This window comes from Ornithinimicrobium carbonis (genome assembly GCF_977012275.1).
On record NZ_OZ348993.1, the window covers coordinates 538970 to 555641 of the forward strand.

General features: G+C 74.8%; 17 protein-coding genes. 3 read left to right on the forward strand and 14 right to left on the reverse strand.

The annotated features are described in order from the left end of the window. Position 1: 1 nt before the first annotated feature. The 8 genes from ACWHYA_RS02500 to ACWHYA_RS02535 all read right to left on the reverse strand — a co-directional run bounded on the left by ACWHYA_RS02500 (position 2) and on the right by ACWHYA_RS02535 (position 8423). A complete protein-coding gene (locus tag ACWHYA_RS02500) occupies positions 2 to 892 on the reverse strand; it encodes a C40 family peptidase (RefSeq protein ID WP_448095508.1) in 891 nt (296 codons plus the stop codon). A 440-nt stretch (positions 893 to 1332) separates the two neighbouring features. Then, on the reverse strand, positions 1333 to 2019 hold the full coding sequence (locus tag ACWHYA_RS02505) for a metal-dependent transcriptional regulator (RefSeq protein ID WP_425939206.1): 687 nt from the start codon (positions 2017 to 2019) through the stop codon (positions 1333 to 1335). A 31-nt stretch (positions 2020 to 2050) separates the two neighbouring features. Beyond that, positions 2051 to 2743, reverse strand: coding sequence for a pyridoxamine 5'-phosphate oxidase (gene pdxH, locus ACWHYA_RS02510; RefSeq protein ID WP_425939204.1), 693 nt, complete (start codon positions 2741 to 2743; stop codon positions 2051 to 2053). Next, the gene (locus ACWHYA_RS02515) at positions 2740 to 3150 is read right to left on the reverse strand and encodes a hypothetical protein (RefSeq protein WP_425939202.1); all 411 of its coding nucleotides are present in this window, start codon (positions 3148 to 3150) and stop codon (positions 2740 to 2742) included. The genes pdxH and ACWHYA_RS02515 overlap by 4 nt, the downstream gene beginning before the upstream one ends. Positions 3151 to 3200: 50 nt before the next feature. Further along, positions 3201 to 5024: a gamma-glutamyltransferase family protein gene (locus tag ACWHYA_RS02520; RefSeq protein WP_425939200.1), complete on the reverse strand. Its 1824-nt coding sequence runs from the start codon at positions 5022 to 5024 to the stop codon at positions 3201 to 3203. Positions 5025 to 5106: 82 nt separating this feature from the next. Continuing rightward, positions 5107 to 6393 carry an MFS transporter gene (locus ACWHYA_RS02525; RefSeq protein ID WP_425940015.1) on the reverse strand — a complete coding sequence of 429 codons (1287 nt, stop codon included), beginning with the start codon at positions 6391 to 6393 and terminating at the stop codon, positions 5107 to 5109. A 5-nt stretch (positions 6394 to 6398) separates the two neighbouring features. Then, positions 6399 to 6827, reverse strand: coding sequence for a MarR family winged helix-turn-helix transcriptional regulator (locus ACWHYA_RS02530; protein WP_425939198.1), 429 nt, complete (start codon positions 6825 to 6827; stop codon positions 6399 to 6401). Between the two features lie 114 nt (positions 6828 to 6941). Continuing rightward, the gene (locus ACWHYA_RS02535) at positions 6942 to 8423 is read right to left on the reverse strand and encodes an NCS2 family permease (protein WP_425939196.1); all 1482 of its coding nucleotides are present in this window, start codon (positions 8421 to 8423) and stop codon (positions 6942 to 6944) included. A gap of 18 nt (positions 8424 to 8441) precedes the next feature. Here ACWHYA_RS02535 and ACWHYA_RS02540 point away from each other — a divergent pair, with 18 nt between their 5' ends. Beyond that, the gene (locus ACWHYA_RS02540; RefSeq protein WP_425939194.1) at positions 8442 to 8690 is read left to right on the forward strand and encodes a DUF2530 domain-containing protein; all 249 of its coding nucleotides are present in this window, start codon (positions 8442 to 8444) and stop codon (positions 8688 to 8690) included. A gap of 9 nt (positions 8691 to 8699) precedes the next feature. Here ACWHYA_RS02540 and ACWHYA_RS02545 read toward each other — a convergent pair whose 3' ends face one another. From ACWHYA_RS02545 to ACWHYA_RS02555, 3 genes are all read right to left on the reverse strand, one after another. After that, positions 8700 to 9446 (reverse strand): DUF3027 domain-containing protein, encoded by a 747-nt coding sequence (locus tag ACWHYA_RS02545; RefSeq protein ID WP_425939192.1) that lies wholly within the window; start codon positions 9444 to 9446, stop codon positions 8700 to 8702. 5 nt (positions 9447 to 9451) lie between these two features. Further along, the gene (locus ACWHYA_RS02550; RefSeq protein ID WP_425939190.1) at positions 9452 to 9853 is read right to left on the reverse strand and encodes a cold-shock protein; all 402 of its coding nucleotides are present in this window, start codon (positions 9851 to 9853) and stop codon (positions 9452 to 9454) included. Between the two features lie 97 nt (positions 9854 to 9950). After that, entirely contained in the window at positions 9951 to 11876 is a 1926-nt protein-coding gene (locus ACWHYA_RS02555) for an ABC transporter ATP-binding protein (RefSeq protein WP_425939188.1), read from the reverse strand. A gap of 113 nt (positions 11877 to 11989) precedes the next feature. Between ACWHYA_RS02555 and ACWHYA_RS02560 the strand changes: the two genes are divergently transcribed. Then, positions 11990 to 12562: a MarR family winged helix-turn-helix transcriptional regulator gene (locus ACWHYA_RS02560; RefSeq protein WP_425939187.1), complete on the forward strand. Its 573-nt coding sequence runs from the start codon at positions 11990 to 11992 to the stop codon at positions 12560 to 12562. 16 nt (positions 12563 to 12578) lie between these two features. Here the strand turns inward: ACWHYA_RS02560 and ACWHYA_RS02565 are convergent, their stop codons facing one another. Continuing rightward, the gene (locus tag ACWHYA_RS02565; RefSeq protein ID WP_425939185.1) at positions 12579 to 13844 is read right to left on the reverse strand and encodes an ammonium transporter; all 1266 of its coding nucleotides are present in this window, start codon (positions 13842 to 13844) and stop codon (positions 12579 to 12581) included. A 170-nt stretch (positions 13845 to 14014) separates the two neighbouring features. Next, complete coding sequence (locus ACWHYA_RS02570) at positions 14015 to 15091, reverse strand: o-succinylbenzoate synthase (protein ID WP_425939183.1); 1077 nt, start codon at positions 15089 to 15091, stop codon at positions 14015 to 14017. 130 nt (positions 15092 to 15221) lie between these two features. Here ACWHYA_RS02570 and arsM point away from each other — a divergent pair, with 130 nt between their 5' ends. After that, positions 15222 to 16136: an arsenite methyltransferase gene (gene arsM / locus ACWHYA_RS02575; RefSeq protein WP_425939181.1), complete on the forward strand. Its 915-nt coding sequence runs from the start codon at positions 15222 to 15224 to the stop codon at positions 16134 to 16136. A gap of 73 nt (positions 16137 to 16209) precedes the next feature. Here arsM and ACWHYA_RS02580 read toward each other — a convergent pair whose 3' ends face one another. Next, on the reverse strand, positions 16210 to 16635 hold the full coding sequence (locus ACWHYA_RS02580) for an ArsR/SmtB family transcription factor (RefSeq protein WP_425939179.1): 426 nt from the start codon (positions 16633 to 16635) through the stop codon (positions 16210 to 16212). Between the last annotated feature and the right edge of the window lie 37 nt (positions 16636 to 16672).

A 16672-nucleotide genomic window follows, 5' to 3' on the forward strand; every position in this document is an offset into this window, starting at 1 on the left:
GTCAGCCGGTGGTGACGCGACCGAAGCCGGAGACTCCGTCGAACATCGGGCGGAGCGAGGAGAACTTCCCCGGCCGCGGCGAGTCGTACATCATCCCGTTCCCCGCGTAGATCCCCATGTGGTAGGCGGGGTAGCCGTAGAACACCAGGTCGCCGGCCCGCGGGTCGCTCACCGGGGTGGCGTAGGCCTGCTGCTGGGCCGCCGTGCGCGGCAGGGAGATGCCGACCTGGGCGAAGACGTACTGGGTGTAGCCCGAGCAGTCGAACCCGGCCGGGGTGGTGCCGCCCCAGACGTAGGGGATGCCGGTGTAGGCGGCGGCGACGGAGAGGACCCCTCCTGTCGCGGCCGGAGCGGGCGCCGGCTCGGGGGCGGGTGCCGGCTCGGGGGCCGCGGCCGGCTGTGGAGCCGCGGTCGTCTGCGCCGGCGCGGCCTGCTGGGTGGCGACCTGCTCCTGGACCGGCGCGGCCTCGGCCGAGGACCCGGAGACCGGCGTCGCGGTGTCCTGGGCGACCGGCGCGGCCGGACGCTGACCGCTCCGGCTGGCGGCGCCGCGCTCGCGCTCGGCGACGGGCGGCGCGGCCTGGTCCGCGGTGGGGGTGGCGGCCACGACCCGGGCGGCGGAGAAGCCCGCCGTCCCGAAGGACGTCGCGGCCTCCACGACCTGCGGCGCCTTGGCGGCGACCGCCGGGCGCTCGGTGGCGGCGACGTGGTCGACGACGCGCAGCACCGCGTCCGCGGCGGCGACCCCGGTCGAGCGGTCCTGCGGAGTGGCCCCGGCGGTGACGGCGGCACCGGCGAGCAGACCGGTGGAGGTGGCGGCGACGGCGGCCGAGCGGGTGAGGGTGGCTCCGGCGACGGTCAGCCGGGTGGGCCGACGGTGGCGGCCGGGCATGGATCGGTGCATCACGGGTGTCCTCCAGTGCCTGCGGGGTGAGCTGTCGGGCTGGGGGTGGAAGTCCCCTGGTCCGGTGGGCGCCGGACCGTTCGCCCCGAGGGGCATCGCTGCCCCGGATGGGTGGGTCCCCCGCTCCTGTCGCGCGGTGCTCGTGCTGACCCCGGACACGCTGACAGGACTCGGCGGTGCGCGTCGGGTTCTCCTCCAGGGGAGAGGAGCGCAGCCGAGGCTACACAGCCCCCGGAGCCTATGTCACGTTTCGGTCACGACCCTGTGGACGAGGGGCCACCCCTCCGGGTGAGGGGGATCCGCTGACCTGCGGTGACCCCGGCCGACGTGACCGGACTCCCAGCCTGGGGGTGACCGATGTCACACCGCGGCGACGGAGCCGGGGACCGCGGGACCGACCTGCCGGCCGGACACGTGCGCCGGACCGGCTACCGGCAGAACACGTGCGCGGCCACGTCCGCCGGGAGCGAGACCGCCTCGCCGTCGAGCGCCTCCACGATCGTCCTCTCGTCCTCGACCCACACCCGCACGGGGGCACCCGGACGGATGCCGGAGTCCAGCAGCAGCCCGAGCACCTCCGGGTCGACCTGGACCGGCTCGCCGATCCGGGTGACCACGGCCTCCACCGGCTCGCCGGCGTCCCGTCCCCGGGCGATCTCCACGCTCGGACGTCCCTGTGCGGCGGGCGCCTCGGCCCGGCCCAGCTCGGCCAGCCCGGGCACCGGGTTGCCGTAGGGCGAGGTGGTGCCGTCCTCCAGCAGCGCGAGGATCCGCTGCTCGACCTGCTCGCTCATCACGTGCTCCCAGCGGCACGCCTCCTCGTGCACGAACGCCGGGTCGAGCCCGATGACGTCCACGAGCAGCCGCTCGGCCAGCCGGTGCTTGCGCATGACCCGGACCGCGGCGAGACGGCCCTCCTCGGTCAGCTCCAGCCGCCGGTCGGGCGCGAGGTGGAGCAGGCCGTCCCGCTCCATCCGGGCGACCGTCTGGGAGACGGTCGGGCCGGACTGCGCCAGCCGCTCGGCGATCCGGGCCCGCATCGGCACCACGCCGTCCTCCTCCAGCTCGAGGACGGTCTTGAGGTACATCTCGGTGGTGTCGATCAGCTCGCTCACGTCGCCATCCTACGAGCCGTCGCGACGCCGCTCAGGGCTGCAGCCGCAGGCGGTGCCACGCAGCGGGCTCGTCCAGGCCACCGGCCCCGACCCGCTCCCACACGATCCGGTCGTGCAGGCGGCTGCGCCGGCCCGCCCACAGCTCCACCCGGTCGGCCACGAGCCGGTAGCCGCCCCACCCCTCGGGCAGCGGGACGTCGTCGGCGGAGCCGGTGTCCGGGAAGCGCTCCGCGCTCTGCTGGTATGCCGCCTCCAGCGCCGCGCGGTCGGGCACCGGACTCGACTGGGCCGAGGCGTGCGCACCCACCCGGGCGCCCCACGGCCGGCTGCGGAAGTAGTTCTGGACCTGCTCGCGGGGCAGCGCCTCGGCATACCCGCGCATCCGCACGGCCCGGAACATCGCAGGCCAGGTCAGGGCGACCGCCATCCCCGGGTTGGCCGCGAGCTGCTCGCCCTTGGCCGATGAGGTGCAGGTGTAGAACGCCGGGCCCCGCCGGTCGAGGTCGCGCAGGAGCACGGTGCGCACGTCCGGGAGGCCGTCCGGGTCGCTGGTGGCCACCGACATGGCCAGCGGTTCGGGTACGTCTCCCCGCTCGCTCTGGCGGGCGACCGCCTCGGCGATCCAGTCCTGGACGATGGACCACGGGGCCCGGGGGCAGACCTCCTCGGAGAGCCCCTCCCCCTCGTAGTCCACGCGCACCGCCGAGAACGGCCCGGTGCTCACGGCTGCCGCCGGGTCCGGCGCGGCGACCGGGGCAGGGACACGGTCCGCCGCAGCTCCCCGGGACGGCGGCGCTTGGCCGGGTCGGTGTTGAGCAGGAGGGTCTCGTAGGGCAGGTTCGTGTGCGGGTGCACGCCGACCGGTTCGTTGCGCGAGAAGACGACCCAGTAGGCCTCGCCCGCGTGGAAGACCTGCTGCACCGTGCCGTCCACGACGCTGTCGGCGTGGGCCAGCGCGTGCCTCCGCGCTCCCGTGCCCAGCCGCTGACGCTGCTCGTCGACGAACTGCCGCGCGGGAGCGTCCCTGCGCAGGATCTGCTCGGCCACCTGGGGGCCGTAGCGCTGGGCGAGCGTGTAGACGACGGGGCCGTACTTCATGGCCAGCTTGGCGAGGTTCACGGGGGTGGGCACTGGTCCTCCTGCTCGGGTGGGGCGAGCCCCACGGTAGGTGATCTGCGGGGTCAACGCCCCACGGCATACCCCTGCATCCCCCGGGGGTTGGCGGCGGCGGACAGGATCCCGGTCCCCGGGTCGCGGGCCACGGCGCACAGCCGGCCCAGCGACCAGGGACCCGCGTCGACCACCTCGTGGCCGCGGGTCCGCAGGCCGGCGAGCAGCTGCGGGCCGAGGCGGGACTCGGCGACCACGACCCCGGGCTCGGTGGCGCGCGGGACGAAGCTGCCCGGGAAGCTGGTCGTGTGCAGCTGCGGCGCGTCGATCGCCTCCTGCAGGGACAGCCCGCCGACCAGGTGGCGCAGCAGGAAGACGCTCTGCCACTGGTCCTGCTGGTCGCCGCCGGGACTGCCGCAGGCCAGGACGGGTATGCCGTCGCGCAGCACGAGCGTGGGCGTGAGCGTCGTCCGGGGTCGGCGGCCGGGCACGAGCGAGCTGGGCAGTCCCTGCTCCAGCCAGGTCATCTGCAGGCGGCTGCCGAGCGCGAACCCGAGCTCGGGGATCGTCGGGGAGGACTGCAGCCAGCCGCCGCTGGGGGTCGCCGAGACGAGCATCCCCCACCGGTCGACGACGTCGACGTGGCAGGTGTCGCCACGGGTGGTGCCGTCGGCGTCCACGTCCGGGTCGCTGCTGCGGGCGCCAGGGACGGTGGGCTCACCGACCGTGGCGTCCGTGGCGCCGGCGCCCTCGACCGTGAGCGCCTGGGCGGCCAGGCGCGGGGTGCGGCCGCCCGGCGAGCCGGGCCGCACCGTCCGGTCGGCCGTCGTCCCGACGAGCGCGGCGCGGTCGGCGAGGTAGGCCTGCGAGAGCAGGTCCTCCAGCGGCACCTCGGTGCTGTCGCCGAGCCAGGCCTCGCGGTCGGCCATGGCCAGCTTCCAGGTCTCCACGAGCGCGTGCAGCCCCTCGACGGTGTCCAGGTCGGTGGCGGCGGGGTCCCCGGCGCCGAGGTGGTCCAGCATCCCCAGCACCTGCAGGAGGGCCGGACCCTGCCCCCAGGGGCCGGTCTTGGCGATCGTGTGGCCGTGCCACTCCGCGGTGACGGCGTCCTCCCAGGTGGCCTCGAAGTCGGCCATGTCCGCGCCGGTGAGCACGCCGGGCAGCACGGGACCGCCGGGGTGACGGAAGGCGCGGCGGGCGAAGGCGTCCACGGCCTGCGCTACGAAGCCCTGCGACCAGGCGCGGCGCACGGCGTCGATCCCCTGCTCGCGGGTCCCGGTGGACGAGCGCTCCTCCGCGAGCAGCCGCTCGAGGGTGTCTGCCCAGGCGGGGTTGGCGAACAGCGTCCCCGGCCCGGGTGGCGCGCCACCGACGAGCCAGGTGTCGGCCGAGGTCGTCCAGTCCTCCTCGAAGAGGCCCTGCACCGAGGCGACGGTGGCGCTGACCCGCTCCAGGACCGGGTGGCCGTGCCGGGCGTAGTGCAGGGCCGGGGCCGCCACCTCGGCCAGGCTCATGGTGCCCAGGTCGCGCAGCAGGACGAGCCAGGCCTCGGTGGCGCCGGGCACCGCGGTGGCCAGCGGACCGGCTCCCGGCACGCGGTCCAGCCCCACGGCGGCGAAGTGCTCGGCGGTGGCGGCGGCAGGGGCCGGCCCCTGCCCGCAGAGCACCCGCGGGACCGGGTCGGCGGCGGAGGCGACGAGGAGCGGCAGGTCGCCACCGGGCCCGTTGAGGTGCGGCTCGACGACCTGGAGCACCAGTCCGGCGGCGACGGCGCCGTCGGCGGCGTTGCCGTCGAGCTCGAGCATCCGCATGGCGGCCTGGGACGCCAGCCAGTGGGTGCTGGAGACCATCCCGTGGGTGCCGGTCAGGGTCGGTCGGGTGGTGAAGGTCGCCATCAGGCGAGGGTCGCCAGCACGGGCACCAGCAGCAGCGCGGCCAGGGCCAGCAGGACGACGAGGCGTCGGGCTCGGGCGTTCATCAGGTCACCTTCTCGGGGAGGGGTTCGGTCAGCGCCGCGCCGCGCTCGAGGACGAGCGGACGGAGCCAGCTGGGACGCAGCCGGAGGCGCAGGTTGTCATGGTGCATCACGTAGATGGTCGCAAGGACCGCGGTGGCTCCGCACGCGATGGTGGCGATGAGGATGGTCCAGCGCGCACCCCAGTGCTCGCCGATCCACCCGATGAGCGGGGACCCCAGCGGGGTGCCGCCGAAGAAGACGGTCATGTAGAGGGCCATGACCCGGCCCCGGACGGCGGGGTCCACCGACAGCTGCACCATGGCGTTGGCGCTCACCATGACCGTCAGCGCGGTCAGCCCGGTGGGGATCAGCAGGACCGTGTAGACGAGGAAGGTGGGGGCGAGCGCGGCGAGGAAGGTGAACACGGCGAAGGCTGCGAGCGACCCCAGCAGGAGCCGCCAGCGCGGACGGTCGCGCCGGGCGGCCAGCAGCGCCCCCGCCAACGACCCGATCGCCATGACCGAGCCGGTGACGCCGTACTCCTGCACCCCCTTGCCGTAGATCTCGGTGGCCATGAGGGCGTTGGTGATCTGGAAGTTCATCCCGAAGGTGCCGTGCATGAACGCGATCACCATGATGAGGATGATGTCCGGGCGCCCCCGGACGTAGGCCACCCCCTCGCGCACCTTGGCCCGCCCCTTGCCGGTCCTGTCCGGGGGCGGGGTCAGCAGCGCGGGGTCGAGGAGGAGCAGCGCCAGGATGACCGCGGCGAAGGTGGCCGCGTTGACGAGCAGCGTGGGGCCGGTGCCGAGCCAGGCGATGAGGACGCCGGCCGTGGCCGGGCCCAGCAGCCGGCCGGAGTGGAAGGAGGCGCTGTTCAGACCTACCGCGTTGGTCAGCCGCTCCGGGGGCACCATCTCCGAGACGAAGGCCTGCCGGGCGGGGGCGTCGAAGGCCGCGGCCGCGCCGCTGAGGAAGGCCATGACGTACATGTGCCACAGCTCCATCTGGCCCGACAGCACCCACAGCCCCATGATCACGGCGAACAACCCCATGAGGGACTGGCTGATCATCATCACGCGGCGTTTGGGGAAGGCGTCGCTGACGGACCCCGCGATCGGGCTGAGCAGCACGATCGGCAGGAACTGCAGCCCGGTGACGATGCCCAGGGCCGAGGCGGAGTTCTCGGTGAGCTCGGTGAGCACGACCCAGTCCTGGGCGACGCGGCCCATCCAGGTGCCGGTGTTGGAGACGAGGGCGCCGGCGGCGTAGACGCGGTAGTTGCGCACCGACAGGGCGGCGAACATGGTGCTCACCGGTCCACCACCTCCCCGAGCAGGTCGGTGGCCTCGCGCAGCACCCGGCGCTGCTCCCCGGTGAGGCCCTCGAGCCGCTCGGTCATCCAGGCGTCGCGGTGGGCACGTTCCCGGCGCACGGTCTCCTCGCCCTCGCTGGACAGCGTGAGGCGCACCAGCCGGCCGTCGTGCTCGTCGGCCGACCGGGAGGCCCACCCCGCCTCGCAGACCTGCGCGACCGCCCGGCTCATGCTGGGGGCGCTGACCTGCTCGATCGCGGCCAGCTCACCGACGGTGCGGGGCTGCTCGGCCAGGCGGACCAGGACGCTGAACAGGTGCGGCGGGATCGTGTTGTCGGCGTCGTAGCGCACCCGGCGCGCGACCCGCATGCACGCGATGCGCAGGTCGTGCGCCAGCGCGGAGGTGTCGGGGTCGGGCGAAGGCACGATCCTTAGTCTAGGTCATTACCCGACCTAACGACTCTGCGCGCAGCCCGCCCCGGGAGCACGGCCGGTCGCGGGGCGGTCGCGGGCAGATCTGGGGGGGTCGGTCGGCGGACCTCAGACGCCGAGCCAGCCCTGGATGGGGTCGATCCCGAAGTAGACCAGGAAGAGCACCGCGACGATCCACATGAGCACGTGCACGCTGCCCGCCTTGCCGCGGACCACCTTCAGCAGCACGTAGGCCACGAAACCCGCGCCGATGCCCGCGGTGATCGAGTAGGTGAACGGCATGAGCACGATGGTGAGGAAGGCCGGCAGGGCGATCTCCAGGTCGTCCCAGTCGATGCCGGTCACCTGCTGCATCATGAGGAAGCCGACGATGACCAGGGCCGGGGTGGCGGCCTCGTGCGGCACGACCGCCACGAGCGGGGAGAGGAAGGTGGCCAGCAGGAAGAGGACCCCCGTGACGATGGAGGCCAGACCCGTGCGCGCCCCCTCGCCGACGCCGGCGGTGGACTCGATGTAGGAGGTGTTGCTGCTGACGCCGGCGGCACCGCCGGCGGCGGCCGCCAGGGAGTCGACGACGAGGATGCGGCGGGTGTTGGGCGGGTTGCCCTCCTCGTCGAGCAGGTCGGCCTCGGCGCCGACCGCGACCATGGTGCCCATCGTGTCGAAGAAGTCCGCGAGCATGAGCGTGAAGACGAGCAGCAGGACGGCCGTCGCCCCGATGGCCGAGAACGACCCGAGCAGGCTGAACTCGCCGAGCAGGCTGAAGTCGGGCGTGCGCACCAGCGACTCCGGCAGCGCCGGGACGTTCAGGCCCCAGCCCGTCGGGTTGCTCCCGTCCGGGGCCTGCGCACCGACCTGGACGACCGCCTCCACGACGATCGCCAGCACGGTGGCGGTGATGATGCCGTAGAGGATGGCGCCCTGGACCCGCAGGGTGAGCAGGGCCGCGATGAGGAAGAGCCCGACGAGGAAGACGAGGGTGGGCCAGCCGGCGAGGAACCCGCCCACGCCCAGCTCCACGGGGACGGGGCCTCCGACGGGCTTGCGGACCACCCCGGCGTCCACCAGGCCGATGATCGTGATGAACAGGCCGATGCCCACGCTGATCGCGACCTTCAGCTGGGCCGGGATGGCCCGGAAGACCGCCTCCCGGAAGCCGGTGAGGACCAAAACCAGGATGATGAGGCCCTCCAGGACCACCAGACCCATCGCGTCCGCCCAGGTCATCCCCTCCAGGCTGGCCACCCCGTAGGCGACGAACGCGTTCAGGCCCAGACCCGTCGCGAGGGCGAGCGGATAGTTGGCGACGGCGCCCATGAGGATGGTCATCACGCCGGCCACGAGCGCGGTCACCGCGGCGATGACCGCCAGGTCGCCGCCGGCGAGGAACTCACCGGTCCCGTCGGGAACGGTCCCGATGATGAGCGGGTTGAGCACGATGATGTAGGCCATCGTGAAGAAGGTGGCCAGACCGCCGCGGATCTCGCGGGCCACCGTCGAGCCCCGCTCCGTGATATGGAAGTAGCGGTCGAGGGTCGATCCGGACTGGGCGGATCCGGGCACGCGGGTGCCGGCGGAGGTGTCGGGCATGCGCGCTAGCGTAGTGCCGTGGACCAGGCCCCCCGAACTCCGTCACCGGACGACATCACGGTCCCGCAGAGCCGGGTGCGCACCGTCGTGCTGGTCCGCTGGGGCCTGCTCCTCTGGGCCGTCGCCCTGCTGCTCCTGCTCCTCGTCCCCGCCCTGCGGTCCGACGGCCGGGAGTGGTGGGTGTGGATCCCGGTCGCGGGCCTGGTCGGTGGAGCGCTGGGGCACGTCTACCTGACGCGCGGACGCGGCAACGCCGAGATGGCCTGACGGGCCGGGTCAGCGCTCGAGGAACTCGATCTCGGACTCGTCGTCCAGCACCGGCGGGTCCACGCGCTCCGGAGGGCGCCGCTCGACGTCCACCTCGCTGTGCGCCCCGCACCCGAAGGTCAGCGCCACCACGGACCCGTCGGCGGGCGACCACTCGTTGGCGCACACGCCGAAGACCGAGCGCAGGGCGCCCGCCATCGGGACGAAGTAGCCGCAGGTGGAGCAGGGGGCCGGAGCCTTGCGCGCGGTGTCGCTCGTCGGTCCGTGCTCGCCCTCCCACCAGCGGGTGGCGGCGGCGTCCCTGCCCTCGGCGGAGAGCACCCGGGGTCGTCCCAGACCCAGCTCCCAGGTGGCGACCTGGTCCACGTCCTCCTCCCCGGTGGCCTCCCACCCGGGCTCCAACCGCGGGTCCTCCTCGACGTAGGGCGTGCGGTCCTGCGGCCCGATGTCCCCGGGGGCCAGGCGCTCGGCGTAGGGCACCCACTCCGGGGAGAGCAGCGCCCCCTCGCCGGGGAGCAGGTGGACCTCGGAGACCGTGGCCCGGCGGGCCCGCGAGGCGCGGGCGAGGGTGACTGCCCAGCGCCAGCCCGGGTAGGCCCGGGCGGTGCAGGCGAAGGAGTGGGTCGCGACCCGGTCGCTCTCCATGGCGACGCCGAGGTGCTCCCCCACCGTGCCGGGCTCGGCGATCTCCTCGGCGGCCAGCCGGGCGACCTCCACGGCGGAGGTGAGGACGGCGTCGGCCTTGGGGGCGGCCACCGGCGTCAGCTCCCGGCCTCGAACTGGTCGGCGACGGCCCGCAGGGCCTTGGCCAGCGTGGCACCGTGGGCGCGGTCGGGGTAGTGGCCCTTGCGCAGCGACGTCGAGGTCTGGTCCAGCAGGGTGATGAGGTCCTCGACGACGACCACCATCTCCTCGGCGGGCTTGCGGTCGCGCAGCGTCAGCCCGCGGGAGACCGAGGGCGGCGGGTCGAGCAGCCGCACGTGCAGCGCCTGGTCGCCCTTCCTACCGGCGACGATGTCGAACTCCACCCGGGTGCCGCGGGTGAGCGTCTCCGTGCCGGCGGGCAGCGCCGTGCGGGGGACGAAGACGTCGTCGCCCTCGTCGCTGGCGAGGAAGCCGAAGCCCTTGTCCTCGTCGTAGAACCTGACCTTGCCGGTGGGCACGGGACACCTCACGAAGTGGTTGGGGGGAAATGGTGCGTCCGCCGAGGATATCGCCCCGCGGCGGGCCTGGCGAACACCTTTCCCCGCCCACGCCCCCTCAGGCCGCCAGGCCCACGCGCCCGACCTGCGCGACCGGAGCTCCGTCCGGGGCGGGGCGAGCGCCGACCGTCCCGGCGGCGACGAGCGCGGCATACGCACCCTGTCGCCCGAGCAGCTCGGCGTGGGTTCCCTGCTCGACCACCCGGCCGGCGTCCAGGACGACGACGAGGTCGGCCTCGCGCACGGTGGAGAGCCGGTGGGCGATGGTCACCACCGTGCGCCCCCGGCCCACCCGGTCCAGGGCCGCCTGAACGGCCGCCTCGGTGCGGGTGTCCAGGGCGCTGGTGGCCTCGTCGAGGACCAGCACCTGGGGGTCGCGGAGCAGGGTGCGGGCCAGCGCGAGCCGCTGCTGCTCCCCGCCGGAGAAGCGGTGGCCGCGGGCCCCCACGACCGTGTCGTAGCCGTCGGGCAAGCCGGCCACGTGGTCGTGGATCTGGGCGTCCCGGGCCGCCTGCACGAGCTGCTCGTCGGTGGCCTCCGGCCGGGCCAGGCGCAGGTTCTCCCTGACGGAGGCGTGGATCAGGTAGGTCTCCTGGGACACGACCCCGACCACGGCGGCGCGCTCGGCCGAGGGCAGGTCCCGCAGGTCGATCCCGTCGAGGAGCACCCGCCCGCGGGTGGGGTCGTCCAGACGGGTCAGCAGGGAGGCGAGCGTGCTCTTGCCCGAGCCGGTCGCACCGACCAGGGCCACGGTGGCACCGGCCGGGACGACGAGGTCCACGTCGGCGAGCGCGTCGCGGACGGCGCCGGGGTGGCGGTAGGTGACCCCCTCCAGCCGCAGCTCGCCGCGCGCGTGCGTCGGGTCGAGGGTCCGGGCCGACGCCGGGTCGGGCTCGGCGACCTCGACCGGCAGGTCGAGGTACTCGAAGATCCGGCTGAAGAGCGCCATCGAGGCGGTCACCTGCACGCCGACCGAGAGCAGCCCCATCACCGGACGGAAGATCCCGGCCTGCAGGGCGGTGAACGCCACGAGCGTGCCGATGGAGATGCCGGCGCCGGTCACGGGAAGGCCGGCGACGAGGTAGAGCGCGGCCGGCACCACGGCGAAGACGATGCCCATCGTGGCGGTCCGCCACCGGCCGGCGATCTGTGCGGCGACCTCCAGGTCCAGCAGGCCGGCGCTGTGGTCGGAGAACCGGCGGGCGAGCCGCTCCCCCGCCCCCAGGGTCTTGCTGAGGCGGGCCCCGCTGACCGACAGCGACTCCTCGACCTGGGCGTGCAGCCCGGCGAGCGCCTTCTGCCGGCGGTCGGTGGCGTCGCGCCGCAGCCGGGCGACGGACCGGGTGACCAGGACCGCGGGCGGGATGACGACGAGGGACAGCAGCGCCAGCGCCGGGCTCAGGACGACCATCGCGACGAGCGTGCCGACGACGGTGGCCACGTTGCCGGCCAGCGAGGTGGCGGTCGAGGTCACCACGCCCTGCAGCCCCGACACGTCGTGGGTGAGCCTGGACTGCACCTCGCCCGAGCGGGTCCGGGTGAAGAAGGCCAGCGGCTGACGCTGCAGGGTGGTGAACAGGTCGGTCCGCAGGCGGTGCATGATCCGCTGGCCGACCGTGGTGCTGATCCAGGTCTGCAGGACCCCGAGCACGGCGGTCACGACCGCGGCCCCCACCATGAGGCCGACGAGCACGAGCAGCAGCCGCACGTCCTGCTCGGGGATCGCCACGTCGACGATCTCCTTGACCAGGAAGGGGGCGACCAGCCCGAGGGCCGAGCTGGTGACGATCAGGACGAGCACGGCGGCGACGGCGCGCCGGTGGGGGGCGAAGAGGGCCAGGACGCGGCGGCCGCTGACGGGGTGGGCGGCCAGCTGGGCGCGGTCGCGGGGGTCGGGGCGGGCTCCGGCGCCGGGGCCGCGTCCACCGCGTCCGCCGTCGCCGCGCTCCCCGGTGCCGGGGGCGAGGCTCGAGACGTCGGTCATCCGCGTCTCCTTTCCGTGGTGGCCGGTCGTCGGTGCCGGCCGCGCCGCACGGCGCAGTGGTGTCAACATAGTGAGGTTGCCTCTTTATTTCCCCCCGCCCCTAGGATCCGGGTATGCCGTCCTCGTCCGCCCCACCCTCCCCGGACCCCGGCGACGGCCACGCGCCCGGCGCCCCGCGGCATACCTGCGGGGTGCCCGATCCCGCCGACCTCAGCGAGGTGGACCTGCTTCTGCGGCTGGCCCGGCGCTGGCGGCGGGTCGGCGCGCAGGAGGCCGCCCACCACGGTCTGACGCCGCACCAGGAGCGGGGCCTGCTCGCGGTGGCCCGGCTCACCCGCCGGGGTGGGGAGGGCGGCAGCACCGCCGGCGCCCGCGTCTCCGCCCTGGCCGAGCACCTGGGCATCGCCCCCCGGTCGGCCACGGAGGTCGCCGACGCCCTCGAGGCCGCCGGCCTCCTCGTCCGCGCCCCCGACCCCTCCGACCGGCGGGCGGTGCTGCTGACCCTCACCACCCGCGGCTCGGACCTGGTCGGGCGGGTGCGGGACGAGCGCCGGGCCGCGGGCGACGCCGCCGTGGGCGACCTCTCCCCGGACGACCGCACGGAGCTGCGGCGCCTCCTGCTGGCGCTCCTGGAGGCCGGGCGCACGGACGGGCGGGGCACCCCGACCGGAGGTGCCCCGCCCTGACCCGCGCGCGGTCCTGCTAGACGCGGGCCTCCTCGACGACGTCGGAGGCATCCCCGTCGCCGAAGGCGTAGGCGGACTCGCGGTGCTCGGAGAGGTCGACCCCGCGGGCCTCGTCCTCCGCGCTGACCCGGAACCCGATGGTCCGGGCGATCGCCAGCCCGATCAGGGCGGTGAGCACGCCGGTGTAGAGCACAGTGAAGACGGTGGCCGCGAGCTGGGCGACCAGCTGGTCGGCGCCGCCGCCGTAGAGGAGGCCGCCGCCCGCGCCGTCGACGGGCAGGGCCAGGAAGCCGATGGCCACGGTGCCGATGATGCCGGCGACCAGGTGGACCCCGACGACGTCGAGGGCGTCGTCGTAGCCGAAGCGGTACTTCAGGCCGACCGCCAGGGCGGACCCGACGCCGGCCAGCAGGCCGATGAGGACGGCGCCCAGCGGGGAGACGCTGGCGCAGGCCGGGGTGATCGCGACGAGCCCCGCGACCACGCCCGAGGCGGCACCGATGGAGGTGGGCCGGCCGTCGCGGACCCGCTCGGTGAGCATCCAGGCCAGCATCGCGGCGGCCGGGGCGACCATCGTGTTGACCCAGATCAGGCCGGCCTCCTCGACGGTGCCCGCGGCACCGCCGTTGAAGCCGAACCAGCCGAACCACAGCAGCGCGGTGCCGATCATCACCAGCGGGATGTTGTGCGGGCGGTGGAAGCCCTTGGTCCGGCCGAAGTCGGCCCGGGAGCCGATGATGTAGACGAGCACCAGCGCGGCCAGTCCGGCGTTGATGTGCACGACGGTGCCGCCGGCGAAGTCGATCGCCTCGCCGAAGACCCGCCCCACGGCTCCGTCGGCCGACAGCAGCCCGCCGCCCCAGACCATGAAGGCCAGCGGGCAGTACACGAGCGTCACCCACACCGGCACGAAGACCGACCAGGCGCCGAAGCGGGTCCGGTCGGCGACCGCCCCGGAGATGAGCGCCACGGTGATGATCGCGAAGGTCGCGCCGAAACCGATCCCGACGAGGTCGGCGGTGCCGACGTGCTGGGCCAGGCCCAGGTCGGCGAACGGGTCGCCCACGAGCCCGCCGAGCACCCCGGGGGCCGAGGTCATGCCGTAGCCCCAGAGCACCCAGACCACCCCGACCATGCCGATCGAGACGAAGCTCATCATCACCATGTTGAGGGCGGCCTTGGCGCGGGCCATGCCGCCGTAGAAGAACGCCAGACCCGGCGTCATGAGCAGCACGAGGGCCGCGGACACCATGACCCAGACGTCACCTGCGGTGAGTTCCATCTGTTGCCTCCTGAAGAGTTGCGGTGGACGGCCCGTCCGGCCACGCCCTCGGGGGCGGACGAACCGTGGTCCCGTCAGTCAAGGGCAGCGATGTTTCGGGAGCGGGCGCGTCGGCGTAACGGTTGCGTTACGCGCGTTTCGGGAAGGTAAAACCTTGCGGCCGAGGTGGGTCAGACCCCGCCGGTCCGGCGGTCCCGGCCACGGGTCCCGGCCAGGACCGCGTGCGCGCGCCCCAGCCGGTCGCGCCACCACCGCTCCCGCTCCGCGGGGGCCCGGTATGCCGCCAGCAGGGCGGGGTCGACGGCGCTGCGGGCCGTGTCGGCCCGGGCCGTCGTCAGCCGCCCACCCACCGGGAGCAGGGGCTCGGGCACGACGTCCGCGGCCAGGAGCGCGGCGGTCCCCAGCCCGCAGTCGTGGTCCAGCCGCGGCAGAGCGGCCGCCAGGGCCACGCCGGCCGCCAGCCCGACCGACGTGTCCAGCGCCGAGGACACCACGGCCGGCAGGCCGCACGCCTGCACGACGGCCAGCGCCCGGGCGACCCCGCCCAGCGGGGCCACCTTGACGACGACCAGGTCGGCGGCCTCCTCGCGGGCCACCCGCAGCGGGTCCTCGGCCCGGCGGACCGACTCGTCGGCGGCGACCGGCACGTCGGTGCCGTCCCGGGCCAGAGCCACCCGCAGGGCCGCCAGCTCCTCGACGGTCGCGCACGGCTGCTCGGCGTACTCCAGGTCGTGGCGGGCCAGCCGGCGCAGCGCCGCCCGCGCCTGCTCGACGTCCCAGGCACCGTTGGCGTCGACCCGCACCCGGGCGCCCGGCCCCGCCACCCGCCGCACCTCGGCCACCCGGGCCAGGTCGTCGGTCAGCTCCTCGCCGCCCTCGGCGACCTTGACCTTCACCGTCCGGCACCCGGGGAAGCGGGCCAGCACCCCGGCCACGTCCGCGGGCCCGACCGCCGGGACAGTGGCGTTGACCCCCACCTCGGTGCGCACCGGGTCCGGCAGCCCGCGCCAGCCCAGCTCGACCGCGGCCGCCAGCCAGCGGGCGGCGTCCCGGTCGTCGTACTCCACGAACGGGGCCCACTCGGCCCACCCGAGCGGGCCCCGCAGCAGGACCACCTCACGGCGCAGGACGCCACGGAAGCGCACGCGCATCGGCAGGTCCACCACGTGGGCGGCGGCGAGCAGGTCCTCCAGGGAGGGCAGGCCGTCGAGCTCGGGCCCCGGCTGCGGCGCGGGCGGCTGCGTCAACGTGGTCGCTCCTTCGACGGGCGGTCGGACCGGGCCAGCCTACGAGGACGGGGCGTTGACAGCGCGCACCGCCCGGAGCACACTGGACCTTGATTCGACATTCATCGATGCAACGACCAGGAGGTCGCCCATGAGCACCACCGCCACCCCTGCCGGCACCCCGGCGACCCCCGTCGAGGGTGACCGCGACGACGTCCGTGCGCTGGTCCGGGCCAGGTATGCCGCCTCGGCCCGGCACGCGCTCGCCCTCACCGACGTGAGCCGTCCGGCCGCCGAGGGGGACCCCGGCTGCTGCGGACCCTCGGGCGGCTGCTGCGAGGGGACCACCAAGGACCCGATGAGCGCGGACCTCTACGACCCCGCGCAGGCACCGTCGGCGGGAGCGCTGGCGGCCTCCCTGGGCTGCGGCAACCCGACGGCGCTGGCCGACCTGCGGCCGGGGCAGGACGTCTTGGACCTCGGCTCCGGGGGCGGCCTCGACGTGCTGCTCTCGGCCCGCCGCGTCGCTCCCGGCGGCACCGCCTACGGCGTCGACATGACACCCGAGATGCTCGAGCTCGCCCGACGCCACCAGGCCGAGGCGGGGGTGGACAACGCCACCTTCCTGAAGGGCGCGATCGAGGACGTGCCGCTGCCGGACGGCGCGGTCGACGTCGTCATCTCCAACTGCGTGGTCAACCTCTCCCCCGACAAGCCCGCGGTCGCCCGGGAGGCCCACCGGGTGCTGCGCCCCGGCGGCCGCCTGGCGGTCTCCGACATCGTCCTGCTGCGACCGGTGGCCGACGAGCTGGCACCGGTGGTGGCCCTGTGGACCGGCTGCATCTCCGGCGCGCTGCACGCCGACGAGTACGTCCAGATCCTCATGGCGGCCGGCTTCACCGACGTGGGCGTCGAGATCACCCGGCGCTACTCCCGGGCCGAGCTCGTCGAGCTGGCCGACCAGGTCGACCCCTCGGAGCTGCCGGCAGGACTGTCGCAGGAGGAGCTGGTCGACGCCCTCGACGGCACCTTCGCCAGCGCGTTCGTGCGCGCCCGCCGCCCCTGAGGGCAGGGCCGGGGCGCCCGGCGAGGACGGCCCGGTGGCCACCCCCGAGGAGCGGCTTCGGCGCGGGCCGGCCTCAGCGGTCGGCCGACCAGTGCGCCACGTGCTGCAGCGGCGCCAGGGCGTCCCGCACCGGGCGGTAGTAGACCCAGGTCCCGCGCCGCTCGCTCTCGATGAGCCCCGCCTCGCGCAGCTTGCGCAGGTGGTGGGACACGGTGGGCTGGGAGACCCCGACGTCCCCGAGGTCGCAGACGCAGGTCTCCCCGTCGCCGTCGGCGATCCGGGAGTAGAGCCGCAGCCGGACCGGGTCGGCGAGCGCCTTGAGCAGGCCGGCCAGCTCCTCGGCCTCCCCGACGGCCAGCCCGTCGGCCGGGCAGCAGGTGGGCGAGCAGACCGGGCCGTCGGCGGGGCGCAGACCCTCTCCCGGACCCCCGTCCACCTCGGGGTCGACGGCCCGCGCCGGCCTGGCGGGGTCGGGGGCGGCGAGGGTCGTCGGGCTCATCTGCATACTTTGACAAGGATCGAAGCCCTGGGCAAGA